This window comes from Streptomyces sp. NPDC050546 (assembly GCF_044457425.1).
Taxonomy (GTDB): domain Bacteria; phylum Actinomycetota; class Actinomycetes; order Streptomycetales; family Streptomycetaceae; genus Streptomyces.
Genome location: NZ_JBITGX010000020.1, coordinates 137,706 through 158,551 on the forward strand (window position 1 = coordinate 137,706; position 20,846 = coordinate 158,551).

The 20,846-nt window shown below is 67.2% G+C and carries 19 protein-coding genes and 4 pseudogenes; 15 read left to right on the forward strand and 8 right to left on the reverse strand.

From position 1 onward, the window contains the following. Positions 1-6: 6 nt before the first annotated feature. Together ACIBK5_RS37105 and ACIBK5_RS37110 are read left to right on the forward strand one after the other, a co-directional pair. A pseudogene (locus ACIBK5_RS37105) lies at positions 7-852 on the forward strand (aldo/keto reductase); the annotation flags it as partial. 432 nt (positions 853-1,284) lie between these two features. Beyond that, on the forward strand, positions 1,285-1,641 hold the full coding sequence (locus ACIBK5_RS37110) for a hypothetical protein (protein WP_399026776.1): 357 nt from the start codon (positions 1,285-1,287) through the stop codon (positions 1,639-1,641). A 400-nt stretch (positions 1,642-2,041) separates the two neighbouring features. Here ACIBK5_RS37110 and ACIBK5_RS37115 read toward each other — a convergent pair whose 3' ends face one another. Beyond that, positions 2,042-2,500: an RNA polymerase sigma factor gene (locus tag ACIBK5_RS37115; protein WP_399026778.1), complete on the reverse strand. Its 459-nt coding sequence runs from the start codon at positions 2,498-2,500 to the stop codon at positions 2,042-2,044. Between the two features lie 628 nt (positions 2,501-3,128). On the opposite strand from ACIBK5_RS37115, the gene ACIBK5_RS37120 reads away from it, so the two are divergent. After that, complete coding sequence (locus ACIBK5_RS37120) at positions 3,129-3,863, forward strand: hypothetical protein (RefSeq protein WP_399026780.1); 735 nt, start codon at positions 3,129-3,131, stop codon at positions 3,861-3,863. Here ACIBK5_RS37120 and ACIBK5_RS37125 read toward each other — a convergent pair. After that, the gene (locus ACIBK5_RS37125) at positions 3,769-4,257 is read right to left on the reverse strand and encodes a hypothetical protein (protein ID WP_399026782.1); all 489 of its coding nucleotides are present in this window, start codon (positions 4,255-4,257) and stop codon (positions 3,769-3,771) included. The genes ACIBK5_RS37120 and ACIBK5_RS37125 overlap by 95 nt on opposite strands. A gap of 352 nt (positions 4,258-4,609) precedes the next feature. Here ACIBK5_RS37125 and ACIBK5_RS37130 point away from each other — a divergent pair, with 352 nt between their 5' ends. Together ACIBK5_RS37130 and ACIBK5_RS37135 are read left to right on the forward strand one after the other, a co-directional pair. Beyond that, positions 4,610-5,005, forward strand: a complete 396-nt coding sequence (locus ACIBK5_RS37130) for a hypothetical protein (RefSeq protein ID WP_399026784.1) — start codon at positions 4,610-4,612, stop codon at positions 5,003-5,005. Positions 5,006-5,046: 41 nt separating this feature from the next. After that, on the forward strand, positions 5,047-5,664 hold the full coding sequence (locus ACIBK5_RS37135; protein WP_399026786.1) for a hypothetical protein: 618 nt from the start codon (positions 5,047-5,049) through the stop codon (positions 5,662-5,664). Between the two features lie 365 nt (positions 5,665-6,029). On the opposite strand, the gene ACIBK5_RS37140 is transcribed toward ACIBK5_RS37135, so the two are convergent. Next, entirely contained in the window at positions 6,030-6,563 is a 534-nt protein-coding gene (locus ACIBK5_RS37140; protein ID WP_399026788.1) for a GNAT family N-acetyltransferase, read from the reverse strand. A 512-nt stretch (positions 6,564-7,075) separates the two neighbouring features. Between ACIBK5_RS37140 and ACIBK5_RS37145 the strand changes: the two genes are divergently transcribed. The 4 genes and pseudogenes from ACIBK5_RS37145 to ACIBK5_RS37160 form a co-directional block, all read left to right on the forward strand. After that, entirely contained in the window at positions 7,076-7,528 is a 453-nt protein-coding gene (locus tag ACIBK5_RS37145) for a hypothetical protein (RefSeq protein WP_399026836.1), read from the forward strand. Then, positions 7,441-7,873, forward strand: a pseudogene (locus ACIBK5_RS37150) (MerR family transcriptional regulator). Before ACIBK5_RS37145 ends, ACIBK5_RS37150 begins: the two are co-directional and overlap by 88 nt. Before the next feature lie 708 nt (positions 7,874-8,581). Then, entirely contained in the window at positions 8,582-8,989 is a 408-nt protein-coding gene (locus ACIBK5_RS37155) for a hypothetical protein (protein WP_399026790.1), read from the forward strand. Positions 8,990-9,187: 198 nt separating this feature from the next. Next, positions 9,188-9,406 (forward strand): annotated as a pseudogene (locus ACIBK5_RS37160) (restriction endonuclease); the annotation flags it as partial. 298 nt (positions 9,407-9,704) lie between these two features. Here the strand turns inward: ACIBK5_RS37160 and ACIBK5_RS37165 are convergent. Then, a complete protein-coding gene (locus ACIBK5_RS37165) occupies positions 9,705-10,547 on the reverse strand; it encodes a MerR family transcriptional regulator (RefSeq protein WP_399026792.1) in 843 nt (280 codons plus the stop codon). Positions 10,548-10,869: 322 nt separating this feature from the next. Between ACIBK5_RS37165 and ACIBK5_RS37170 the strand changes: the two genes are divergently transcribed. From ACIBK5_RS37170 to ACIBK5_RS37180, 3 genes and pseudogenes are all read left to right on the forward strand, one after another. Further along, positions 10,870-11,013, forward strand: coding sequence for a hypothetical protein (locus ACIBK5_RS37170; protein WP_399026795.1), 144 nt, complete (start codon positions 10,870-10,872; stop codon positions 11,011-11,013). A 66-nt stretch (positions 11,014-11,079) separates the two neighbouring features. Further along, positions 11,080-11,736 carry a DUF2238 domain-containing protein gene (locus ACIBK5_RS37175; protein ID WP_399026797.1) on the forward strand — a complete coding sequence of 219 codons (657 nt, stop codon included), beginning with the start codon at positions 11,080-11,082 and terminating at the stop codon, positions 11,734-11,736. A 105-nt stretch (positions 11,737-11,841) separates the two neighbouring features. After that, positions 11,842-11,972, forward strand: a pseudogene (locus ACIBK5_RS37180) (transposase); the annotation flags it as partial. A 102-nt stretch (positions 11,973-12,074) separates the two neighbouring features. Here the strand turns inward: ACIBK5_RS37180 and ACIBK5_RS37185 are convergent. Further along, positions 12,075-12,998, reverse strand: a complete 924-nt coding sequence (locus tag ACIBK5_RS37185; RefSeq protein WP_399026799.1) for an NmrA/HSCARG family protein — start codon at positions 12,996-12,998, stop codon at positions 12,075-12,077. Between the two features lie 107 nt (positions 12,999-13,105). On the opposite strand from ACIBK5_RS37185, the gene ACIBK5_RS37190 reads away from it, so the two are divergent. After that, the gene (locus ACIBK5_RS37190; RefSeq protein ID WP_399026801.1) at positions 13,106-13,669 is read left to right on the forward strand and encodes a TetR/AcrR family transcriptional regulator; all 564 of its coding nucleotides are present in this window, start codon (positions 13,106-13,108) and stop codon (positions 13,667-13,669) included. A gap of 377 nt (positions 13,670-14,046) precedes the next feature. Here ACIBK5_RS37190 and ACIBK5_RS37195 read toward each other — a convergent pair whose 3' ends face one another. Continuing rightward, the gene (locus ACIBK5_RS37195; RefSeq protein ID WP_399026802.1) at positions 14,047-14,313 is read right to left on the reverse strand and encodes an aldo/keto reductase; all 267 of its coding nucleotides are present in this window, start codon (positions 14,311-14,313) and stop codon (positions 14,047-14,049) included. Between the two features lie 470 nt (positions 14,314-14,783). On the opposite strand from ACIBK5_RS37195, the gene ACIBK5_RS37200 reads away from it, so the two are divergent. After that, positions 14,784-15,257: a hypothetical protein gene (locus ACIBK5_RS37200; RefSeq protein WP_399026804.1), complete on the forward strand. Its 474-nt coding sequence runs from the start codon at positions 14,784-14,786 to the stop codon at positions 15,255-15,257. On the opposite strand, the gene ACIBK5_RS37205 is transcribed toward ACIBK5_RS37200, so the two are convergent. After that, a complete protein-coding gene (locus tag ACIBK5_RS37205; protein ID WP_399026806.1) occupies positions 15,230-15,493 on the reverse strand; it encodes a hypothetical protein in 264 nt (87 codons plus the stop codon). The two genes, ACIBK5_RS37200 and ACIBK5_RS37205, sit on opposite strands and share 28 nt — an antisense overlap. A gap of 1,849 nt (positions 15,494-17,342) precedes the next feature. Between ACIBK5_RS37205 and ACIBK5_RS37210 the strand changes: the two genes are divergently transcribed. After that, the gene (locus ACIBK5_RS37210) at positions 17,343-17,924 is read left to right on the forward strand and encodes a hypothetical protein (RefSeq protein WP_399026808.1); all 582 of its coding nucleotides are present in this window, start codon (positions 17,343-17,345) and stop codon (positions 17,922-17,924) included. 13 nt (positions 17,925-17,937) lie between these two features. On the opposite strand, the gene ACIBK5_RS37215 is transcribed toward ACIBK5_RS37210, so the two are convergent. Next, the gene (locus ACIBK5_RS37215; protein ID WP_399026809.1) at positions 17,938-20,331 is read right to left on the reverse strand and encodes a Helicase associated domain protein; all 2,394 of its coding nucleotides are present in this window, start codon (positions 20,329-20,331) and stop codon (positions 17,938-17,940) included. Positions 20,332-20,846: the final 515 nt, after the last annotated feature.

A 20,846-nucleotide genomic window follows, 5' to 3' on the forward strand; every position in this document is an offset into this window, starting at 1 on the left:
CACGACATGCAGAAGCGCAGTCTGCGGGAATTGCAGGTATCGGCCATCGGCCTGGGGTGCATGGGCATGTCCGCCTTCTACGGAACCGCCGACGAAGAGGAGGGCGTCGCGACGATCCGGCACGCCCTCGACCTCGGGGTGAACTTCCTCGACACCGCGCAGATGTACGGCCCGCTCACCAACGAGTCCCTCATCGGCGAGGCGATCCGGGGGCACCGCGACGAGTATGTGATCGCAACGAAGTTCAACTATCGGATGGACGACGCTGTACCGGGCGACATCAGCACGGTCGGCCCGCAGGACGGCTCGGCCGAACACGTCCGCAGCTCCGTCCACGGCTCCCTGAAGCGTCTGGGAACCGACCACATCGACCTGTACTACCAGCACCGGGTCGACCCGAACGTGCCCATCGAGGAGACGGTCGGCGCGCTGGGCGAACTGGTCGCCGAGGGCAAGGTGCGCTACATCGGGCTGAGCGAGGCGAGCGCCCAGACCATCCAGCGTGCGCACGCCGTGCACCCGGTCACGGCTGTGCAGAGCGAGTACTCGCTGTGGTCGCGGGATGTGGAGGCCGAGGTGCTGCCCGCCTGCAGGGAGCTGGGCATCGGCTTCGTACCGTACTCGCCCCTCGGCCGCGGCTTCCTCGCCGGGCGGTTCACCTCGCCGGACGACCTGGACGCCAACGACTGGCGCCGCCAGAACCCGCGCTTCCAGGACACCAATCTGGAGGCGAACCTGCGGCTGGCGGCGAAGGTGAAGGAGATCGCCACCGAGAAGGACGTGGCGCCGGCTCAGCTGGCCATCGCGTGGGTGCTGGCCCAGGGCGAGGACCTGGTGCCGATCCCGGGCACTAATAGCCCCCTCGCGCGTACGCTCGCCTGAAACGCCCGAGTGCGCATGCAGCGGCAGGCCACCATCTCAAGATGGTGGCCTGCCGCTGCTGTCCCAACGTCATCCTGAGTCGACGGCGAGACCTCGCACGGTTGCAGTGCCGGATCGGACTACCCAGATGCCGCTGTGTGGAGGGGTTTCCTCTGAGCGGCTCTTGAGTTCTTGGACATCCACCGCAGGAGGCCACTGGGTTCCAGTCTCCGACCATCGCACTCCAGCGAGGTTGACGCCGTCGAGGTCGACCGCCCGGAGGTCGGCCATGGTGAAGTCATTAATGAACGCGTGCACGGAGTCTCGGTCAAGCGCTGGTGCTTCCTGGTCCAGCACCATACCGATGGCTCGTGAAACCTCATTGACTCTGATGGCGACGATGGTGGAAGTGAGAACGCGTTCGTGGGAGCCGACACGCTCGAGGACCAGTTCGAGATCGCGGGTGCGAGAGTGAGCGCGGTCAAGCAGGAGCTCGAGGGAAGGGCCCTGACTGCGACCTCGGACACGGTTGAGGACGCGGAGCATGGCGCGGACACGGTCAAGATCGCGGGCGATTGTGTGAGGGTGGTTGCGGTCGGTCCCGCGTTCGAGGTCGAGGGTGAGGGCGCGGTTGAGGGCGCTCGCGCGCTCCAGACCACGTACGAAGTCGCCGTCGCGATCGCACTCCGTGTCCTTGCTGCGGCTGAAAGCGTGGTCCAAGTCGTGCGCGAGAGCACGAACCAGATCCAGGTCCAGGTCGCGTGCGTGATCGCGGGTTAGGTGATCCCGTGCAACCGCGACGTCCCGTGTGAGGGCCAGGTAAGCCTTCGCGACGTGTGCGTTTGTGCGCAGGGCCAAGCGATCCGATGCACGGACAGGCCAGGAGAACCGATTGGCGCTACGCCCCTCTTTAGTGGGGCGAGGGGGGGACTGGGAGGACCCCTGCAAGGGTGGGAGGACTGTCCTTAGGCCTGCCTCAACGTCGAGAATGCTGTTGAGATCATCTACAGCGACGTCGTGACGGGCCTGCAGCAGCACCTCTCGCAGGCCGGCTTCGACATCCAGGATGTTGTCTAGGCGGTTGGTCAGGTCGCGCTCGTACCGGTTGAGAAGGCGACCGACAGTCTGGTCGTGAAATTCGGGCTCAGGGTGGTGGGGCACTATTCCCCCTCCCGTGCCTTCATGTAGGAAACCGCGGCGCGCCGAGCCTTCCGCAGATTGCTTCGCACAGCAGCAGTGGCAACAAAGCGTAGCGGTCCTCCCATTCTGAGATGGCGTCCGGACGTGGAAGCAGCGACGTTGGTTCCGTGATTTGATCCACTGGGCTCTCCTCAACAGAAGCGATCCTGCGGGCAAGCTCTCGGGACGCGACGGTGTGGGCCCAGGCGCGGGGTTCGCGGAGGTCATTCCAACGCTGATAGACCTTGACCATGGTGTCCTGAGCAACGTCAGCTGCAACAGGAACCGTGGACCCCTGATTGATCAAGAAACCAACGAGTTGACGGATATTCTTGCGGTAGAACGAGGAGAATTCTTCCTCTGTCTGTCGGTGTGCAGGACGGTGTCCCTGGAGCTCTCTTTGATGAGCGGCTGGTGTACTCGGGAGGTCCATGCCGTCTAGGGGGTCTTGGTCGCTCATTCTGCTGGGTTGCCCTCGCAAGCCGTGGGACTGGTGATCTTCATGCGGATGCGGTGTCCATCACGGTGTTGGTCATCCAACTCCAGCTGAACGCCCGGCCCTGCTGCTTCCGTGACGCCCAGGAGGCACTGCCGCCGCACTTCTTCACCGCGGGCACGCCAGCGTAAGCGCAACCACAAGGCCAGCAGGGCACAAACCTTGGCGGTGATCAGAGAGACAAGAGCCGTGATCGTGGCAGAGTCCATCCGTGTCCTCTCTTGGTATCCAGGCTCCGCGTTCTTCCGCGATGCCCCGTCACCTAGTTAGAGCGCGGAGAGGGCATGATCGTGAACTTTTACTTCGAACTGATCGGCACGCAGCCGTGCACGGTCGTGCTGGCGGCGGTGGTGCTGGAGTGCATTTGCGGATGATCAGGACATGTCCTCTGCGATCACACCGCGCGGACGTTCTCACGCGCGGCCACGTCCTCGCCCAGCTGAGTCCGAGGTCGGTGAGCGCGGCGAGCTTGTCCGCAGTCAGCTTCGCCCGGCGGCTCTTCTGTTGCTCAAGAACACCCCGAGTCGGACTTCGGTCCCGTCCTCCAGGACCTCTACGTGGCCCCTGGGGGCGGTGACGGAGCCACCTGGGCATGTACGACGCCATCGACAACGCCACCGCCTACCGCGCCGAGCTGTCGGCCCGCGTCGCCGAGCCAGTCCTGTCCGACGACCCGGTCCTCCAATACGACCTCCAGCTACCGGACTCCTGGTGGACCGACCTCGCCGAGGTGCTGGAGAAGGTGTCGGCGGCCGGTACCGAGCGCGTCGCCGTGCGGCAGCAGTACATGGACCGGGCGATCCCCGAGTTCCTCGGCATCCCGGCCCCGACGACGACCTGCTGGACCACCGCCCACGGCGATGTGCACTGGGCCAACCTCACCGTCCCGTCCCTGCGGCTCCTCGGCTGGGAGGGCTGGGGCCAGGCGCCGGCGGGTTTCGACGCCGCCATGCTCTACGCCTACACCCTCCTCCAGCCGGACACCGCCGCACACGTCCGCGCCGCCTTCCCGATCCTGGGCAGCACGGCCGACCTCGCCGCGGGAGTGACCGTGTGCGCCCAGTTGCCCCCAGACCGTGGCCCGCGGCGACAACCTTGCCCTCGCAGACCAGCTCCGCACCTGGGCCGGGGAACTGCGCTCGGCGGCCGGGCGGTCCAGGCCCCACTGGATCTGACACAAGTCGATATACAGCAGCCCTGTCCTGGTCAGCAGATGTGCGCGTGGCTTGCGATCAGATGTCCGCCAGTTCCCGTAGTGCACTCATCGCTGGGTTCCGGGCCAGTGCCGGATACTGAAGTTCGAGGTACTCCACACCGTCGGTTATGAAAGACCGGGCCTCGGATACGTACTCCTCGAACGAGCAGCTGGGATGAGGCGTCGGCACACCACGCGGCGTGGAGGTGAACTGCACCTGATCGCCCACGAGTTGCAGCCGGATAACGTAGGTGTTCTCCGTGAAATCGATCTCCGCCGTCCCGGCGGTCCGCAGGCTTTCCATCGAGCGCCCCAGACTGAACATGATGTCGATCAATGGCGGTCGAGCGGCCGAAAGGAACGCGTGACCGTCCACGGTGAAGTCGACCGGGTACTCGAAGAACTCATAGCGCAAATCTGTCGTGCCGAGAGTCGCCAGGTCGATTCGGCCGGCCTCCCAGGCCTTCTCGTAACCTGACCCTATATCCCTGTGCCTGTCCGGCATAAACTTGATCTCGGGGGGCATTTGTCCGCTCTTTCTTGTGGTCCGTGCCTGCCGGGGGCGGTCGCGTAGCCGCTGTTTCGCTACGCATCCGCCCCCGGCTCAGGCGTGATCTACATGGGGTGCGCGATTCGCAGGAACCGTCCTCGTTGAGAATCACTCTGATACCCGTCGAGATTCCGGCAGGCTGCGACCGTCACCACGTTCTGAGAGCCGCCACACCGGCGACGGCACACGTCGACCCATTCGGTGCGGCCGGCCCGCACCGGCCTCCTGGCTCAGCCCGGCAACTCGTCATGACGGCGGCGGAAGGGACGGCTCATTGTCAGACCCCCTCCGTAGGCTGGTCGTGAGGTATCTGAGACAGGAGGGCAACGTGGCCCGCAACTCCAGCAGCCAGCGACGCGGGATCGAAAAGCACCTCAAGGGCATCGCCAAGGACTACGAGCGCGCAGCCAAGCGGAATCCCATCCGGGTGCCGATCCAGACTGAGGCGACTGGCACAGGAGGAACCATGCCCGGCCGTGACACCGCCGAAGGCGACCCGGTCCTGGCAAGACTCCTGATCTGGCTCGACGCGCAAGCTCAGCAGAACCGCTCGCACCACGTCGACGTGACTCGGTTCGTTGAAGAGCAGCAACTGCCGGACGAGGACCCCTCCGTGCTGGCCTACGAGCTGGAAGAGCGCGACCTGGTCCGCAACTCGCGCGGCCTCGACGACGCCCCCACGGTCTGCCTCACCGACGCGGCCGCGCCGCGATCCACCGGCTGAAGAAGCGGCGCGGCGACCGCGCCGCCCGCCTCCGCTACACCATGGACGCCTTCCACCGGTGGCTGTTCGACACCGTCGGCGACCAGGAGCCCATCAACCCGGTCCTGTTCCGTGCCACGCCCGCCGCCTACTTCGCCGGATCCGAGATCACCGGCACCGAGCTACACGAAGCGCTCGCCCACCTGTCCCAGCACAAGCTGATCGAGCACATCGACACCGACCCGGCCACGGTCGCCATCACACCCCAGGGCGTCAGCTGTGCCCTGGCTGGAGGAAGCGTGCAGGACCACATCAACCAGCCCCGGCCCGGCGCCACATACAACACCTGGCTGCCGAACGCCAAGGGCGTCATCATCGGCGAACAGCAGCACTTCACGCAGAACAACACCGATGGCGTCGACCCGACGCTGTTCGTTCAGCTGGCCGGGTACGTCGGACAGATCAGCAGCACGCTGGGCCTGCCCGAGCCGGAGCGTGTGGAGTTGGAGCGCGTCGCCCAGGACCTCCATGACGAAGCGACCTCGGAGACTCCCGAGCCAGGCCGCCTGCGGCAGTTCACCACCCAGCTCAAGGACAAGCTCCTGGAGGCCGGCACCACCATGGCCGCCACGATGGGCGTGCAGATGGCCGAGCAGGCCCTCGGAGCGCCGGTGCAGTAGCACCCCGCCGTACAACGTCACGGAGCCCCGGGAGATCTGCCGTCCTGGGGCTCCGGCCTTCGTGAACGCTCCAGCGAGCGAAGCCATCTTCCTGCGCGCCCGGCCGGGTCCGAGTTCAACCGCCGTGAGTGCCTGGTCGCGTGGACATGTTGGCGGTCAGGGGCAGCGTGGGCCGTCGACTGGCCGCACATGCTTCGGGGCGTCCACCCACACCGGTACTCCGCCGCGTCCCCCCGTCCTCGCGGTCCCGGTACGACGGCAGACCCGCAAGGCGACCCAGCCCGTCTCGGTCTGCCGCCGTCTCCACAACCGCGCGACGACCTCCTGGGAGGTTCACCGGCGGCGGTGTGCGGCCGGGGTCATGCTCAACGATGTGCCGGCGACCGAGTCGAGGCTGGGACGGTGGCGGGCCAGGTGTATTCGAACTCGGGAAGCTCGAATCCCTGGTCGAAGCGGCAGATGCGGGATGCGGTACGGCGGCCTCCGTGGCGTTCGTAGAACGCGACCGCGCGGGTGTTGCCCTGCAGGACCTCCAGGTAGACGTCTTGGCCGGGGCGCGCGGTGGTGGACCAGGCCAGGGCATGCTCCAGAAGCCGACTGCCCAACCCGCGCCCGGTGTCGCCAGGACGGGCATGCAGGTTGTCGAGCAGGATCCGGCCGTCAGGCTGCGGTTCGAGGTAGACGAAGCCGAGCAGCACGCCGGTTTCCACGGCCAGGAACAGCGCCGAGCCTGGGACAGGATCGGCCAGCCGCGCCCGCCACACCTGTTGGCGTTCGGCGAGCAGCGGGCCGTCCAGGTACTGCGCAGGGAACAGGTTCGCATAGGCTCCTCGCCAGCTGGCCGTGTGCAGTTCGGCGACGGTATCGGCATCGGTCGCCACGGCGGTTGTGATCTCCATGGCCGCATTCTCGCGGCCGACTCGTCTGACGTCTGTGACGGCCCGGGCCCGAAGAGCCAGTTCCTGAGTGAACCGTCGCGCGACACGCAGGAGGAGTCCGTCCTCCAGCACTTCGGCGCGACCGGGGCCGAGCACCGGGCGCATCATTCGGGCTGTCAACCGCGCAGGCGATGTTGGCCCCAGCGGCCCCGGGGTCCTGCGTTTCCCCGGGGGCCGCTGGTCACCGGCCGGTCACCGGAGAAGAGCGCGGTCGGGCCTGTACGGGGGGCAGGCCCTGGACCGCATACGCGGTGTCAGTGTCGCCGGTCCGGCGAGCGCAGCCCGGCAGCGACACCAGCGCATCTGCGAACACCGCCCACGGCCTGTCCTCTTCGATGTTCGATGGTGGCTGTTCGCCGCCGTGCCGCTCAGCAGCCCGGGTGTCGGTCTGTGAAGTCCGGCCAGGTGCCCACGGGTTCGGCAGAATACGGGAGGTGAGCGATGTAGATGGCGCGGCACCGTCGACCGAGTAGGTGTCGGAGGTCAGGGCCCGGGTATGTGCCCGGGCTCGGGGGCTGGACGGGTGGAGCGTTGCGCGGCGGCGCCGGGCGGCGGAGGGCGATCTGCGTTTCGCCCGCAGCAGCGGTGCGGACGGCCAGGCGGTGGCCGTGCAACTGGAGGCGGAACTGCCCGAGTGGCGGCGGATCGAGACGTTGCTGGAGTCTTCGACCGCCGCCACCGCTGCCTGGTACGACCCCGGTTCCGATCCGGTGGCGCTCGTCGCGGCCGAGGAGATGCACCGTCGGGAGCAGGCCGCTGCCGACGCGGTGGAGGCGGCCCGCCGAGCGGAGCGGGAGCGCCGGGACGCCGCGCTCAGACGGGCGGAGGACCTGCTGGAATTGGCGCAGGCCGGGAAGTTGGACGCCTCCGTGCCCGTGGAGGCGGACGACCCGCACGCGGGGAGCTGGCCCGACGCACCGGGGTGAGCGTACGCTCGCTGCGCTACTACGAGCAGCAGGGGTTGCTGAACGGAGCGCACCCCCGGCGGTCATCGCGAGTACACCGAGTACGCCGTCGACCTGGTCGTCCGGATCCAGGCACTGTACGGGGCGGGCCTGTGCAGCTCGAAGATCGCCGAACTGCTGCCCTGCATGCGAGACACAGACGGCACCGCCGCCTCGACCGCCGACGGAAAACTGGTGGCCGACCTCCTCGCCGAGCGCGACCGCCTCGACCGCGCCATCGAAGACCTGCACCGCTCCCGCACCGCCCTGGACGAGGTCATCGCCACCGCTCAGGCATCGACAGCAGCAGGCCCTGCACTCCGCTGACCGGCTCCGGCGCGGGATGCTGTACGGGATTCCCGGCAGACCCTCGTAGTCCCGCCTGCGCGCCGAGAAATCGAAGGTAAGGAGCACAGGCGCCATCAGGATCGCCCCGGGCGAGGAAGCCATCCGTCCGGGTACCGCAGGTGGTCCCCGGTCACGCATCCGCGATCACCGCAGCCCTGCCCTCCCGGCGGAACCTGCGGACACTAGCCCGGCCGGTGCGCCGGCTTCCACTCCCAGCGCTTCACCTTCATCGAGCCGCTCTGACTCGGAGGCTTCCGGCCCGAGGGCAGTAACCCTGAGAGTGGAGCCGGGAACGCCGTGATGGCTCGCGTCCACCGGCCCGTACGCCGGCCGGTGGCGGGGCGGCGTTCCTGTCCGGCGATCCCGAGCGTGCCCGCCGGCTGGCCACGGGCGCGGATTATGTGCTGCTGTTCCACACGTCGAAGGCCATGGACCGGGGCCCTGCCCTCAGGTACCGATAGAACACCTTCAACTCCAGTTACACCGCAGTCGCCGATACCGCGCCCATCATCGGCATGACGATGCCGGTCGTGGTCAAGGACTCGCTCGCTTACCAGGGCATCGAAGGCCTGACCGCCGTGCCCGAGGCTGCCTGACCGGGTGGGAACGCCTCCTCCCGCCTACGGGGTGAAGTGAGGCGTCGGCTGGGCCACGCGCCGACGTAAGTGCGCCCCGTAGGGTCGTCTGATGTTCGATCGTTTGGAGATCAGGGTGTTACCGCCGGGGCCCCGGTTCGCTGCCCAGTTGCGGTTCTGGGTCAACGGCGAGGACGTGGTCGAAGAGGCGGTCGGCGAAGGCGGCCGCGGACCGTACGCGGCTGATGTGCTGCCGGCAGGCCGACCCAGCCCTCTGCGGGCGACTGGCAAGGCGCGCCGCCTGGAGCTGGGGGAACCCGACTGCACCGGTGGCTGCTGCGGCTTCCTGACCATGGTCGTGCAGCGGTTCGGGGAGATCGTGCAGTGGTCGGACTGGGAGGTTCCCTGGACGGCGCACACCTCGCCCCACCCCCCGCCAGAACTCCACTTCGACGCGCGTCAGTACGACGCCGAAGTGGCTCGCGCTGAGGCGGCCAACTGGTGGCAGGTGCACCCATAGCCCAGCACCGCGCGCTCCCGCCCGAGTGCGGCCCTTACCAGCACGCCCGCATAAACGCCGTCTTGAGGACGTTGTGGTGTCACGCCGGATTCTCCGCGACGTCCGGAGCGCGCTTCTAATCGAGCGGCGGCGCGTCCTTCAGCGCTTCCTCACACTCCCGCGTGTGCAGAACACCCTGCGTGGGCCCGTGCCCGCCGCGCCCGCACGGTGGCCGCCGACGTCCGGCGCCACGCCGCCGCCCTGCCCAAGAACGACGGCCGCAGCGCCCTCGCCGAAGTCGTCCTCCGCGAAGCCGACCGCCGCCTGTCCGCCCCGATGCAAGGCACCGCCCGCTGCGCCCAGAACCGTGCCCGCCTCGTACGGGCCCTCTACACGCGACTGGACCGCCTCACCGAATCCGCCCCGGCCACTGCATAGTTCGGAGGAGGAGCGGCCCAGGAACCCAGGGCCTGCGGCGCATGAATTTGCGAGCCGGTGCCCCCCATGGTCATGGTCTGCGCCATCTCCGCCGCGCCCTCGTACCCCTCCTGCGCCTTCTTCGCCCACTCGAGCACAAGCCCCTCGAACTTCTTGGCACGCTCGGACGCCTCATGCCCGGCCATCCTGACAACCTCCCCGTAGATCAACCGGACTCCCGTTGTACCGACCGCGCAGCCAACAGGTGCGCGGGTCTCGGTGGCCGATCCGGGGTCCTCACCCACGGCCACACCAGCGATCAGCTGTCTGTGGAGAGGTCCCCGGCAAGGAGCTGTCCTGTGAGTTCCACGCACCGTGTCCGGGCCGCGGAGAAGCCGTAGGGCATCTTGGTTACCGCTTCGAAGGCGCTCATCTGGACCTCCTCCTCGCCGTTCGCCTCGGCGTCATAGATATCGAAGAGTTTCTCCTCGGCCTCGTCCAGTCCGGCCGCTTCAATGGCCTGGTGCAGGGCCTTGTGGTGGGCGTGGTGCTGGGCGGCGAGTTCGTCGACCTGCGGGTCGTGGGGGTCGACGGTGTCATCGAGGGTGGCGTCGGCCGCGTCGAGGCGGTCTGCTTCGGCCCGTAGGCCGGGGTGGGTGGCCAGGGTGATGAACACGCTGGCCTGGATGGCGGCTCCGAGCGGTCCGAAGATCCGTTCCGTGACCAGCAGGGTGTCCAGGTCGGAGGGGCGCAGTGCGCCAGAAGGCAGGTGGCTGAGCCGGTCCGTGACCAGCGGGGAGAGCAGGCCCAGTGGGCTGCCCACGGCCCGCAGACGCTGTACTGCCGCCCGCTGACGCTTGATGTCGGCCTCCTGGGCGGCCAGATTTTCCTCCAGCCGGCCCAGGACGTCCTCAACGTCCCGGGCTTCGTCGAAGGCGGCCCGCATGTCGTCCAGGCTGATGCCGGCCTCGGACATCTTGCGGATCCACAGCAGGCGGATCATGTCGTCGTAGCCGTAGCGGCGGTGTCCGTCTCCGCCTCGCTCGGGCTCCGGCAGCAGACCGATCTGGTGGTAGTGACGAATGGCGCGCGGGGTGGTTCCGGCGAAGGCGGCGGCATCGCCGATCTTGACCTCTTGGGGAGGTGCGGCGGAGGGGTACATCGCAGACAGGGCCTTTCGTGCTGGGGTGCCCCCGACGACACCACATGCCGCTACGGCATGTGCAACTTCCCACCACCCGGACCCTGACGGGCTATCGGGCGCTTGCTCGCCATTGAGTGGTGTGCATCGTGAAGTTGCAGGTCATGGGTCTGGTGTGCGGGCGTCTTACCGTGCTCGGGCTGGTCGGCGGCCGGTGTCCACGGTGAAGATTGTCTGTCAGGGCGGCCGTGGCGGTTCTCGGGTTCCGCTGCACCTGTCGTGAGGGCCCGCCTACGGTCCGTCGCCGTGCGGATGCACCGCCGGATCGCGGGAGGGAGCGGGGATGTCCGAGCTGGAGCGGATCACGGCGCGCCGGAGCGAGCTGGACGCGCTCGCCGGGGAGTTGGGCAAGCGGCTGGGTGAGGTTGAGGCGGAGCGGGAGGAGTTGGTGATCGCCGAGCGGGTGCTGCACCGATCGTCTGAGTAGTGGTACTCAGGGCGCCGGGGCCCGGGGCCGCCATGATGAGGTGACCGAGAAGAAGGAGCGCCTTCGATGTCCCTGTCCGCAGCTGTTCGTGGCCGTACGGCGGCCACGTTTGGTCCGCCCTCTGCGCTCCCTCGCCTCTGCGCTGCGGTGGTGGTCGCGGGGGTCGCCGTCTCCGCATGGGCGCCGTACGACCGGATGACCTGGCTGCTGGAAGTGGTGTGGGTGCTGATCGGGCTGCCGTTGGCCGTCTGGACCTGGCGGCGCTTCCCCCTGACGGGCCTGTTGTGCTGCCTGCTTGCGGTGCACGCGCTGGTGCTGGCGCTGGGCGGACACTACACCTATGCCCGGGTACCGCTGGGCGAGTGGGTGCAGGGCCAACTGGGGCTGGCGCGGAATCCGTACGACCGGTTCGGGCACCTGATGCAGGGCTTCGTGCCGGCCATTCTGGTACGGGAGCTGCTGAGCCGGACCTCGCCGCTGCGCGGCAGCCGCTGGCTGGCACCGCTCACGGTCTGCGCGTGCCTGGCCTTCAGCGCGCTCTTCGAAATGTTCGAGTGGGCGGCGGCGGTCGTCGGCGGGCACGCGGCGGATGACTTCCTGGCAACGCAAGGCGATGTGTGGGACACCCAGTGGGACATGTTCTGCGCGCTGATCGGCGCCACCGTCGCGCTGCTGCTGCTCAGCAGGTGGCACGACCGGCAGCTGGCGCGGCTTGCCGGGTGACCCGGAAGTACGCGAGCGGCGGCGAGGGCCCGATTGGCAGTCTGCTCGGTTGGGGTGAGTTCGCCGTGGTCTCCGGCGTGCTCGGCCGACAGTTCCCCAAGGTCAGAGATCCTGCTGGAGGCCAGGGAAGACCTGAGCGCGTTCGCGGACTTCCCTCACGGCACTGGAAGAAGATCCAGTCGACCAACACGCTGGAACGGCTGAACCGGGAGATCAAACGCCGCACCGACGTCGTCCAGGCATGGACGCCCTCTACACCGTACTGCCCGCCACGTCGGACGACTGATCGCCCACACCACGACAAGGGACATCACCCAGAGGTCTGGTGCGCGGCACTTTCAGGCGGTGGACCGCAGGTGTTCCTGCGTCCACTGTTCAAAACTGGTCAGGTCGATGCCCAGCGCGCGGGCGAACTGCGGGCGGGCCGGCTGGCCGACCACGTTCAAGAACTCGTGGGTGGCGCCCATGTCCGGCATGCCGGCTGCGAGGGCCTGGTCCTCGGTCATGTCCGGCGCCGACAGCGGGACCCCCAGAGCGCGGGAGAGGATGCCGGCGATCTGCGTCATGGTCAGGTAGTCGCTCGCGAGTTCCAGTTCCACGCAGTGGTACTTGTCGGGCGCGGACAGGGCGGCCGCGGCGGTACGACCCACGTCTTGTGCCGCTACAAGGGCAAGGTGCGTGCTCGGTTTGATGATGGTGACCAGCCCCCCTTCGACTCCGCGGGGGAAGTAGAACCGCATGGACGGCTCGAAGTTCTCCATGAAGAACGCCGGCTTGATCAATGTCCAGCAGGAGAAGTCCAGTTCGCGCAGGCGGTCCTGGATGGCCGCCTTGGTCCCCAGTGGGGCTTCCATCGTCGCCCAGCGTCCTTCGGCCCAGCCCGGAGCCTGGGTGTGCTGCCCCACCCCGCTGGTCGAAGACTGGACGAACTGCTCCACCCCGGCGGCCCTGGCGGCCGTCATCAGGTTGTCCGCCTGGGTGACCTCGCCATCGAAGTCGACACCCTGCTCGGTGTATGCGGGCATCTGTACGGAGAAGACGGCCCGCACGCCGTCCACAGCCGATTCAAGCGTCGCCGGGTCGGTCAGATCGCCCACGATCAGGTGGGCGCCGAGTTCTTCGAGCGCCTGTGCCCGCGGTGTGTGCGGGTCGCGTACCAGTGCACGCACCGGTGTTCCCTGTGAGAGCAGGGCACGGGCGGTGGCGCCGCCTTGGCGGCCGGTAGCCCCGGTGACGAGGATCGGTATCGCGGCAGTAGCCATGAGTGCATCTCCTCAGCGATCAGGCACAACATAAACGGCGTGGCCCGCCGTTTCATGCTTCGCTAAAATATGGCGAGGCCCGCCACTTATCAACGTTGAGGGAGACAATGACCGGCCAGCGCTCGGATGCCCGCCGCAATCACGCCCACATCCTCACCGTGGCCAAGGCCGAAGTGGCAGCCCAAGGGGCCCAGGCATCCCTCGAGCAGATCGCCCGCATCGCAGGCGTCGGATCAGCCACCGTGCGGCGCCACTTCCCTACACGCAAGGCCCTGCTCGAAGCCGTCTTCAAACAGCGCGTCCAGGCCCTGTGCGACCTCGCCCATACGCTCAGCGGCGAGGACGACAGCCGCATCGCCCTGCTGACATGGCTACGAGAACTGCTCGCCTACTCGCTTGCCGCACGTGGCCTGGCCGACGCTCTCTCCTACGAGCCCCTCCACGACGAGGCCGCCCAGAACTCCTGCGCAGCAACTATCGAAGCAGCCGGTATCCCCCTGCTGCGCAGGGCCATCGAGGACCAGGCCGTCAGGGCAGACACCACCATCCACGATCTGCTCACGCTGATCGTCGGAATCGCCCTGGCCACTGAGAACCACACCGACCCGGCCGTTCAGGCGGAACGCGTCTTCCAGCTGTCCATCGACGGCTTCAGCCCCACCGGAACCTGACCTCCCACGGACAGCCGTCTCGTTGTGTTGGTGCGGCAGGATGGTCTGTCGTGGGTGCGCGAGGTGAAACTGAGAGCGAACTGTCGCCGGAGGACCTGGAGGTCCTAGACGGGGCGTTCGAAGCGTTGTGTGCCCAGCTTGGTCGTTGTCGGCGATTACGCCGCGGTTGCCGAAGCCGATCTGAGCAGGCGGCCATGCGCCGGATCGCCGAGGAGTGCCCGGACACCGACGTGACCGTCAACCCTGTTCCCTGATCCGAGTGCCTTGAGCGCTGCGGGGGCCTGGGCTGTAAGACGCGTGCCCCGGCGCGGCGAGCGAGCGTGAGGCGGCGCCGGCCGTCCGGGGATCGGTGGGGCTCTCGCCTCTTGCGGGTCGGGTCAGGAACTGTGTTGCCGGAAGGAGTCCAGGTGGGTGGCCTCCGGGTCCGGTCCGGAGCGTCGGCCGGTGTCCAGGGCGTCGATGGCCGCGATCTCCTCCGGGGTGAGCGAGAAGTCGAAGTCGCCGGAGCTCTCCGCGATCCGGTACGCCTTGACGGACTTGGGGATGACGCAGATGCCGTGCTGCGGATGCCAGCGCAGCACCGTTTGCGCGGGCGTCTTGCCGTGTCGTGCGGCGATCTCGGTCACCACGGGCTCATCGAGCACGCGGCGTCCGCTGTTGGCTCCCTCGGGCTCGTACTGGGTGACGGCGCCGAGGGGCGACCACGCCTGGGTGGCGATGCAGCCCCGCGGCGATCGGCGACGTCGTCACCCGCGCCGGCGAACGCGCAGGGATCGAGATCCGCTTCACCGGCCACAGCCCCTGCCGCGGACTCGCCACCTCATCCCGCCTGAAGGGCCACGACCAGATCGTCATCGCCAAACAGGGCGGCTGGGCCCCGCACTCCAAGGTCCTCGCCGGCTACCTCGAAGTCGTCGACCAGTGGGAGGACAACGCCCTGCTCGGCGTGCTGTAGGCACCAGGTGAAGATCGACACAGCCGGTGGCGCCGAGAACGGGCATGGTCGATGACCGAACCAGGTAAAAGACCGATCTTCGATGTGAACGCCCATACGCTGGGCGGGAGTTCATCGGACAGCGCGCGCCGGCGCGCCGACATCATTGGAGTTGATTGAATGTCCCATCTGGTCGACCGCAGCCTCAGGCGCGGAATACGTGCCACTGCCACTGCCGCTGTTACTGCCGCGATCGTCGGAGGATTCGGTATCTCCACCGGATCGCCAGCCGTCGCAGCAGACGCCACGTCGGCCGGCTCGGGCACGCAGGTGCAGCAGGCCTCCCCGGAGGCAAAGCAGGCCGCGCGGTTGCGTATCGCCCTGGCCTCGGGTGCCGGCGAAGCAGTCCTGGAATTTACCGGCATGACCGGCCGTCAGTTGACCTTCGTCCGTGGTTCTTCGCGTAATCCGGAGGTGACGAACTGGGTTCGGGGACGGACGAACCCAACCTCGGTCACCACGACGGTGCGCGACGCGTCCGGCCGTGTCGTGCGGGCGATCCGGTACACCATCCCCCAGGTCATCAGGATCGAAAATGCGGGGTCGAGGCAGAGCGTGACCTTCCGCTACTCCAGCTCCACCGTCGTGGGCTGACGGCTGCTGTCTGCGGGGGATGATGAGCGGCGATCGAGCTGTGACCCGCCGGGCGTCCGGTCGGCCAACGGTTTGAGCCGTCCATCCGCCCAGGTCAAGAAGCCGTCGCACCAGATCACCTTGTAGTCGTGCTTGTACGTGTAGACGTACTCCAGGGCGAGCTGGGACTTGCCGACTTCGCCGAAACCGTGCAGTGCATGCGGAAGCACGGCCGCAGTGGCTTCGTTGATCTCCAAGGACAGCGTTTGTCGACGGTTTCCGGAGGCAGTTGGTGATCAACCGGCTCTGGAATGTGGATGAGAAATGACGGCACTGCGTGGATGCGAACGTGGGGACGGCCAGCCGCCCTTCGGGTGGCTGGCCGTCGAGGCAGGTAGCGGCAGAGGTCAGCTTGTCGTTTAACCTCGTCCCAGTTGGGGGTGGGGGATGGAGCAGGCCGTATTTGAATCCGTCAGGTACTCCGCGATGTGTCAGGACTGTGGTGCTGAGCTGGAGTGCTGCGGTGTCCAGGCCCTCGTGGACGGCCGCTTGCGGTGGGATGTCGAGTCAACGTGTTCCGCCTGTGGATTCGCGGTCGCCGTGTGTGGTGGGGACCTGCCGAGCGAACGGCGGGATCAGATGCTGTCCGAGCATGGGCCAGCGAGGCTGCAGGTGATCAGCCCGTCGGCGAAGAGTGTCGTGATCATGCAGGTGCTGCGAGCTGAACTCGGCATTGACCTGGTCAACGCTAAGGTTGTGTTGCGCCGCTTGCTGAGTGGCGACTACTCAGGGACCCTTCCCGAGATGGAGCTGCTGGCCCGGAACTTGCGGGCATCTGACATCGCTGCCGTAGCTACCCGGTCATAGGTGTCTCATCCGGCAGCGTGGTGCGGATGCGCCTGGGTGTGAGCAGGCGTGTTGGTGGCATTGGGTGGGTGTCAGCGGGGCAGTGTGCTGGGTGCCTGGTCATGGGGATAGTCGCGGGTAGGCCCGCTGTCATGAGGTGACCAAACAGCTGCTGTTTTCCGGCTGATATGGGGTAGGTCGGCTGTCGTGGAGATGGCTGTTCCTATGGTTTGAAGGACAACCGCAGGGGAGCCCGCGAGACTTGGACTGGTGTGGGAGCTCTGGTGAGGACACCTGACGGGCTGGATGAGTTTCGTTGGCGGTGGATGCTTCTTCGCCGTCCGAGGACCGAGTGGTTCTTTCTGCTGCACGCCGCGACGCGGCCTGCTGGTTTCCAGGACATTCGTGTCTACGGCCGTGACGGGATATCCGATGCGCGGCTGGTGTGGAAGGTCTGTCACGAGTGTGAGCGGGGCGTCATCTCGAAAATCTCGCTCTCTCCGGAAGTGCAGCGGCAAGGTCTCGGCGCACGTCTCGTCGACAGGGCACTCCTGGACGGTCCCGGCTATCGCTGGACGACCAGCAGCCAGTCCCCGGATGGTCGGGCGTTCTTCCGGGCGATGACGGCACGCACCGGCGCCGAGTTCGCGGCAGGAGCCCGAACATGCGAGCACATCTTGGAGAGCCGGCCCGGACGCCATAAGCCAGTACTGGACCGACGCCTCCACCGGGCACGTGGCTGACTGTCGGCGCGCCACCCTCCAGGTGGAACCACGGTGCGCTGTCAACAAAAACCGCAGGCAGGCCTCGGTGCTTGAAGGAACGGGGCGGGTGCGCAACGCGCGCTCCAATCCCTGCTCGATCTGTCCCACGTCCGCCTCTCCAAGCGGCCAGCCGACAGAACCGGCACCTGCAGTCCGTCGCCTCAGTTCTCCCACGCCATCTGCCCCCGCCTGCCAGTTTCCGCATTCTCGGGACAGCGCTGGCTGAAGCGAGCTACGAGCCCGTCCCCTACGCGGAGAACACCACCGCCTCGTCGTCGCAGACGAAGACAAGAGCCGACGGCCGAGCCGGTATCCTGCCCGCAGGGCCGACGCCCTGGGCTTCGCCGACGCCCACACCGCACCCGGACACCCACACCGTCCGGAACACCGGTGGAAGGTCTTCCGGGATCAACGGACCGCTCGACGAACACCTTGACGATCCATCGAGCCGGGGCTGCCGTGTGGGGGCGAGAACCCGGTGCGAGAGGACCCGTCCATGACCAAACGCACTACCGAGCAGCAGCGCGCCCGCGAACTCCAGCGCAGCTCACGCGAGCAGGGCACAGACCTCAGCTACCACGAAGCCCTCAACTGGGTACGCGCCACAGCCGAAGCGCACGCCGAGAATCCGGGCAAGATCGCCGTCTGCGTACCGCACACACACTGCATCATGATCTTCGGCGCGGACGCGGACCCCGAGTACATCCGTAAGTCGATCACACCGGCTCCCGCGGCCGAAGTCGAACTCGCCAACGAGCTCCTCCAGCGGAGAAACGCTCTGATGCGCGACCACTCCAAGGCAGAGATCATGGCCATGATCCTCAGGAGGCGGCGCGTTTCGCGCGCGGATCTCGCACGCAGCACCAAGCAGGAGCTCGCCAACGAGCTGGTTGACGGCGAGGACAGCCACGAGCGCTATGAGGCATACGGGCGGGTGACGCTGATCAACGGCAGACCGACGCGCGACTCACGACCTCTTTGCGGAGGTGTCGACTGCTCCGGCCACGACAGCGCCACGCCTTGGCCAGAAACCCGCATGCGCTTCCGCACCCAAGAGCCCTGCATCAACGCACAGTAGCCCGAGTGGCTTTCTACGCCCTCGTCCAGTCGAGCCCGAGTGCGGCGAGTGCGGCGAGCTTGTCCGCCGTCAGCTTCGCCCGGCGGCTCTTGCTGTTCGACAAGAACACCCCGAGCTTGACCTCTGTACCGTCTTCCAGCTGCTCTGTGTGCCCTCGGGGGACGGTTAGGGAGCCGGTGCGGGCCGTGTACTGGGCCAGTGCCGCAATGCCCCGTTCGAACGCCCCAGAACCGCCCCTGGAAGCCTTGGTGGGCGTTTCCGGCTCCGGGGGCAGGGGCCGGATGCCGAGTTGCTCCAGGAGCTGGCGCTGCCCGTCCATCAGGCTGTGCCATACGTCGTGTTGGCGTTGCCGGGCGTACCACCTGCCGATGTCCATGCCGTGGACGGTGACGCCGGGTTCGATGTAGGCTAGGACGTTCTCCTCCACGAGCATCTCCCGTACCGCGGCGTAGTGCCTCTGCCAGTCGGCCGGCCATGCGGGGTTCCAGTGCTCGTCGATGGCCTCCAGCGCGGCCTTCCAATCGGGGTGTCCGTCCAGGGCGCCCGGCCGCCGAAGGTTGCTCAGCCATTGGCCAACGGGCTTGTCGAGAGCCACTGCTGACCGGGGAGCGGCCAAGGTCCAGAACTGCTCGTGGTACGCCTTCGCTGCCTCCAGGTTTTCCTGGAACCGCTCATCCGCTACCGACCACACCATGCCCAGTTTCTCAAGCCGGCGGGCGCGCTGGTCGGTCATCTCTCCGGCTCCGTAGGCCCTTCGTTGTTCAGCGACCCATTGCCCAAGGGGGTACGGGCCGGGGGCTTCCTTGTGGCCGTAGGGCACCCGGGCGTGGCCCTCCCGCTCGGTGAACCGCTTGAGCGCGGCCCAGCCGCGCCCCCAGTCCTGCCGCTCTGTGTCGATCACGTTGAAGGAGACCCACTCCGCGACCACCACTGGGTCCCTCGGTGCGGCGAAGCGGAGCAGCAGGCGTGATCCTTCCTCGCCTTCCTCGGGTTCCGTACCGATGCTCACCGAGGGCTGCGCCATGTCCTTCTGGGGTTCCTGCGGAATGGCGAGCAGCTCGATTGCTTCCTCATCGTGAGCCCGTAGACCTGCCAAAACTTTCACCAAAGGCCGATACGATCCCGAGGTGAACATATCCTCAGGCTTCTCGTCGGGCTGGAGGAATACCGGCACGATCAGCGAAGCCAGCTTTCCCTGTCCCGGCTTCTGCCGGAGTGCCCGGCCGATCGCCTGGACGATGTCGTGCGGCGCCCCCTTGGGATCCAGCAGGGCCACGCTGTCCACGGCCCGGATGTCGACGCCCTCCCCGAGGACGCGGCAGTTCGAGAGCACAGCCCGCTGCGCGGTGGCCCCGAACGATCCCAGCACTTCCCGTCGGCGTTCGGGGGCGTGTTCGCCGCACAGCCAGTTGGCCCAGATCCGTTTCGGGTACGCCTCCGGCTGGTTCGCGTGCAGTTTCGCCGCCACCCGCTGCAGGCCCTCCGCGTAGGCCTGAGCCTCCATCGTCCGGTGGTGGAACGTGATGCACGTCTGCAACCTGTGCTGCGCCATGGTGTGCAGCAGCGCCGCCTGAAGAGCACCCAGCCGCTGACCCCGCACCTCCTCGCCGCGTCGGTCCTCGCCCATCAACCGCTCCGGGGTGACCACCGGGTCCTGGAGCTCGAGAACAATGATCTGGTACCGGGCCAGCAGCCCGCGCGATACGGCTGACGCCAGCGACAGCTTGTACAGAACCGGCCCGAAGACCTCCTCGTCGTCCATGGAGGCCGCCATCTCCCGCGGCAGCGGGTCCCGCGCGCCCTCGGCGACCTCGCGGTTGAGCCGCTCTTCCCAGATCCGCGGAGTGGCCGTCAGGTACAGCCGGCGGTACGCGGGGATGACGGCCTGGTCGTGGATCTCCGCCCACGCCTTACCCATCGACCCGGAACTCCTGTGGGCCTCATCAACCACCGCGAGGTCTACTGGATCAAGCTTCTGGCCGTAGGCGCCCTCGAAAGCCTCCGCGAGGACGCCCAGCGACGCGTAGGTGCCGTAGATGGTCACGGGCCCCTGGCCGTGCCACAGCGCCAGCTGCACGGGATTCGTCGTGGCGCGCACCTTCAGGTTCCACAGCTCCGGGTCGTCCTGGAGCGAGCACACCGCAACGGCCGGCCCCGTGTGCCCGACCTCGTGCCACGCCTTCACCGTCTGCGCCAGGAGATCCAGCGTCGGCACCAGCACGAGAGTGCGCCCCTTGGGCACAAGTCGCATCGCCGACGCCGCAGCGATAATCGTCTTCCCTGCGCCGCACGCAGCGTGCACCTGCCCACGCAGGCCATTCCACGGAATGCCACCCGGCGGAATATCGAAGCCGCGCACAATGGCGCTCACGGCTTCAACCTGATGGTCACGCAGTTTCACGGACATGCCCCGTGTTCTCCTTTTCGTGGGATGTAGAGCGTTGCCAGAAGAGGAATCCTGGGTCGATGGAGGGTTGGGTTCGGGGATGTGCTGTCTAGTACCAGACTCTACACAGTGCATCACTCTGATGCATCCGCTCTGCGGCAACTTCCCCTCTCGGGGGTGATACACAACTGAATCGCACCCTGTCGGGGCCAGTTGCCCTGTAAGCTCTTGGAGTGTTGTTGAGGTTGGCAGTGTGAAAATTTGAGGTCTGGCGGGGGATCCGGGTGGAGCGTAGCGGAGCCCGTCTCTGCGTGTAGGCCGGCGTCCGACCGGGCCGACGGCCCGTCACATCCACTGTGGGGGTGGTGAATACACAGGCCAGCGTGCGATGCACCCTCGTAGCCAGCCCCAGGAATCCCGCTTGCGGGATTCCGTCAATTCGCGCTTGCGCGAATTGACACGCTTTCAGAATTCCGCTTGCGGAATTCAATTCCCGCGCTTGCGCGGGAATATGGCGAAGCGTCAGCGAAGCCACG

Coding starts and splice junctions, on each gene's coding strand:
- ACIBK5_RS37115 (WP_399026778.1), bottom strand. CDS start 2,500: ATGAGCGACCAAGACCCCCTAGACGGCATGGACCTCCCGAGTACACCA.
- ACIBK5_RS37120 (WP_399026780.1), top strand. CDS start 3,129: ATGTACGACGCCATCGACAACGCCACCGCCTACCGCGCCGAGCTGTCG.
- ACIBK5_RS37125 (WP_399026782.1), bottom strand. CDS start 4,257: ATGCCCCCCGAGATCAAGTTTATGCCGGACAGGCACAGGGATATAGGG.
- ACIBK5_RS37135 (WP_399026786.1), top strand. CDS start 5,047: ATGGACGCCTTCCACCGGTGGCTGTTCGACACCGTCGGCGACCAGGAG.
- ACIBK5_RS37140 (WP_399026788.1), bottom strand. CDS start 6,563: ATGGAGATCACAACCGCCGTGGCGACCGATGCCGATACCGTCGCCGAA.
- ACIBK5_RS37155 (WP_399026790.1), top strand. CDS start 8,582: ATGTTCGATCGTTTGGAGATCAGGGTGTTACCGCCGGGGCCCCGGTTC.
- ACIBK5_RS37165 (WP_399026792.1), bottom strand. CDS start 10,547: ATGTACCCCTCCGCCGCACCTCCCCAAGAGGTCAAGATCGGCGATGCC.
- ACIBK5_RS37170 (WP_399026795.1), top strand. CDS start 10,870: ATGTCCGAGCTGGAGCGGATCACGGCGCGCCGGAGCGAGCTGGACGCG.
- ACIBK5_RS37175 (WP_399026797.1), top strand. CDS start 11,080: ATGTCCCTGTCCGCAGCTGTTCGTGGCCGTACGGCGGCCACGTTTGGT.
- ACIBK5_RS37185 (WP_399026799.1), bottom strand. CDS start 12,998: ATGGCTACTGCCGCGATACCGATCCTCGTCACCGGGGCTACCGGCCGC.
- ACIBK5_RS37190 (WP_399026801.1), top strand. CDS start 13,106: ATGACCGGCCAGCGCTCGGATGCCCGCCGCAATCACGCCCACATCCTC.
- ACIBK5_RS37200 (WP_399026804.1), top strand. CDS start 14,784: ATGTCCCATCTGGTCGACCGCAGCCTCAGGCGCGGAATACGTGCCACT.
- ACIBK5_RS37210 (WP_399026808.1), top strand. CDS start 17,343: ATGACCAAACGCACTACCGAGCAGCAGCGCGCCCGCGAACTCCAGCGC.
- ACIBK5_RS37215 (WP_399026809.1), bottom strand. CDS start 20,331: ATGTCCGTGAAACTGCGTGACCATCAGGTTGAAGCCGTGAGCGCCATT.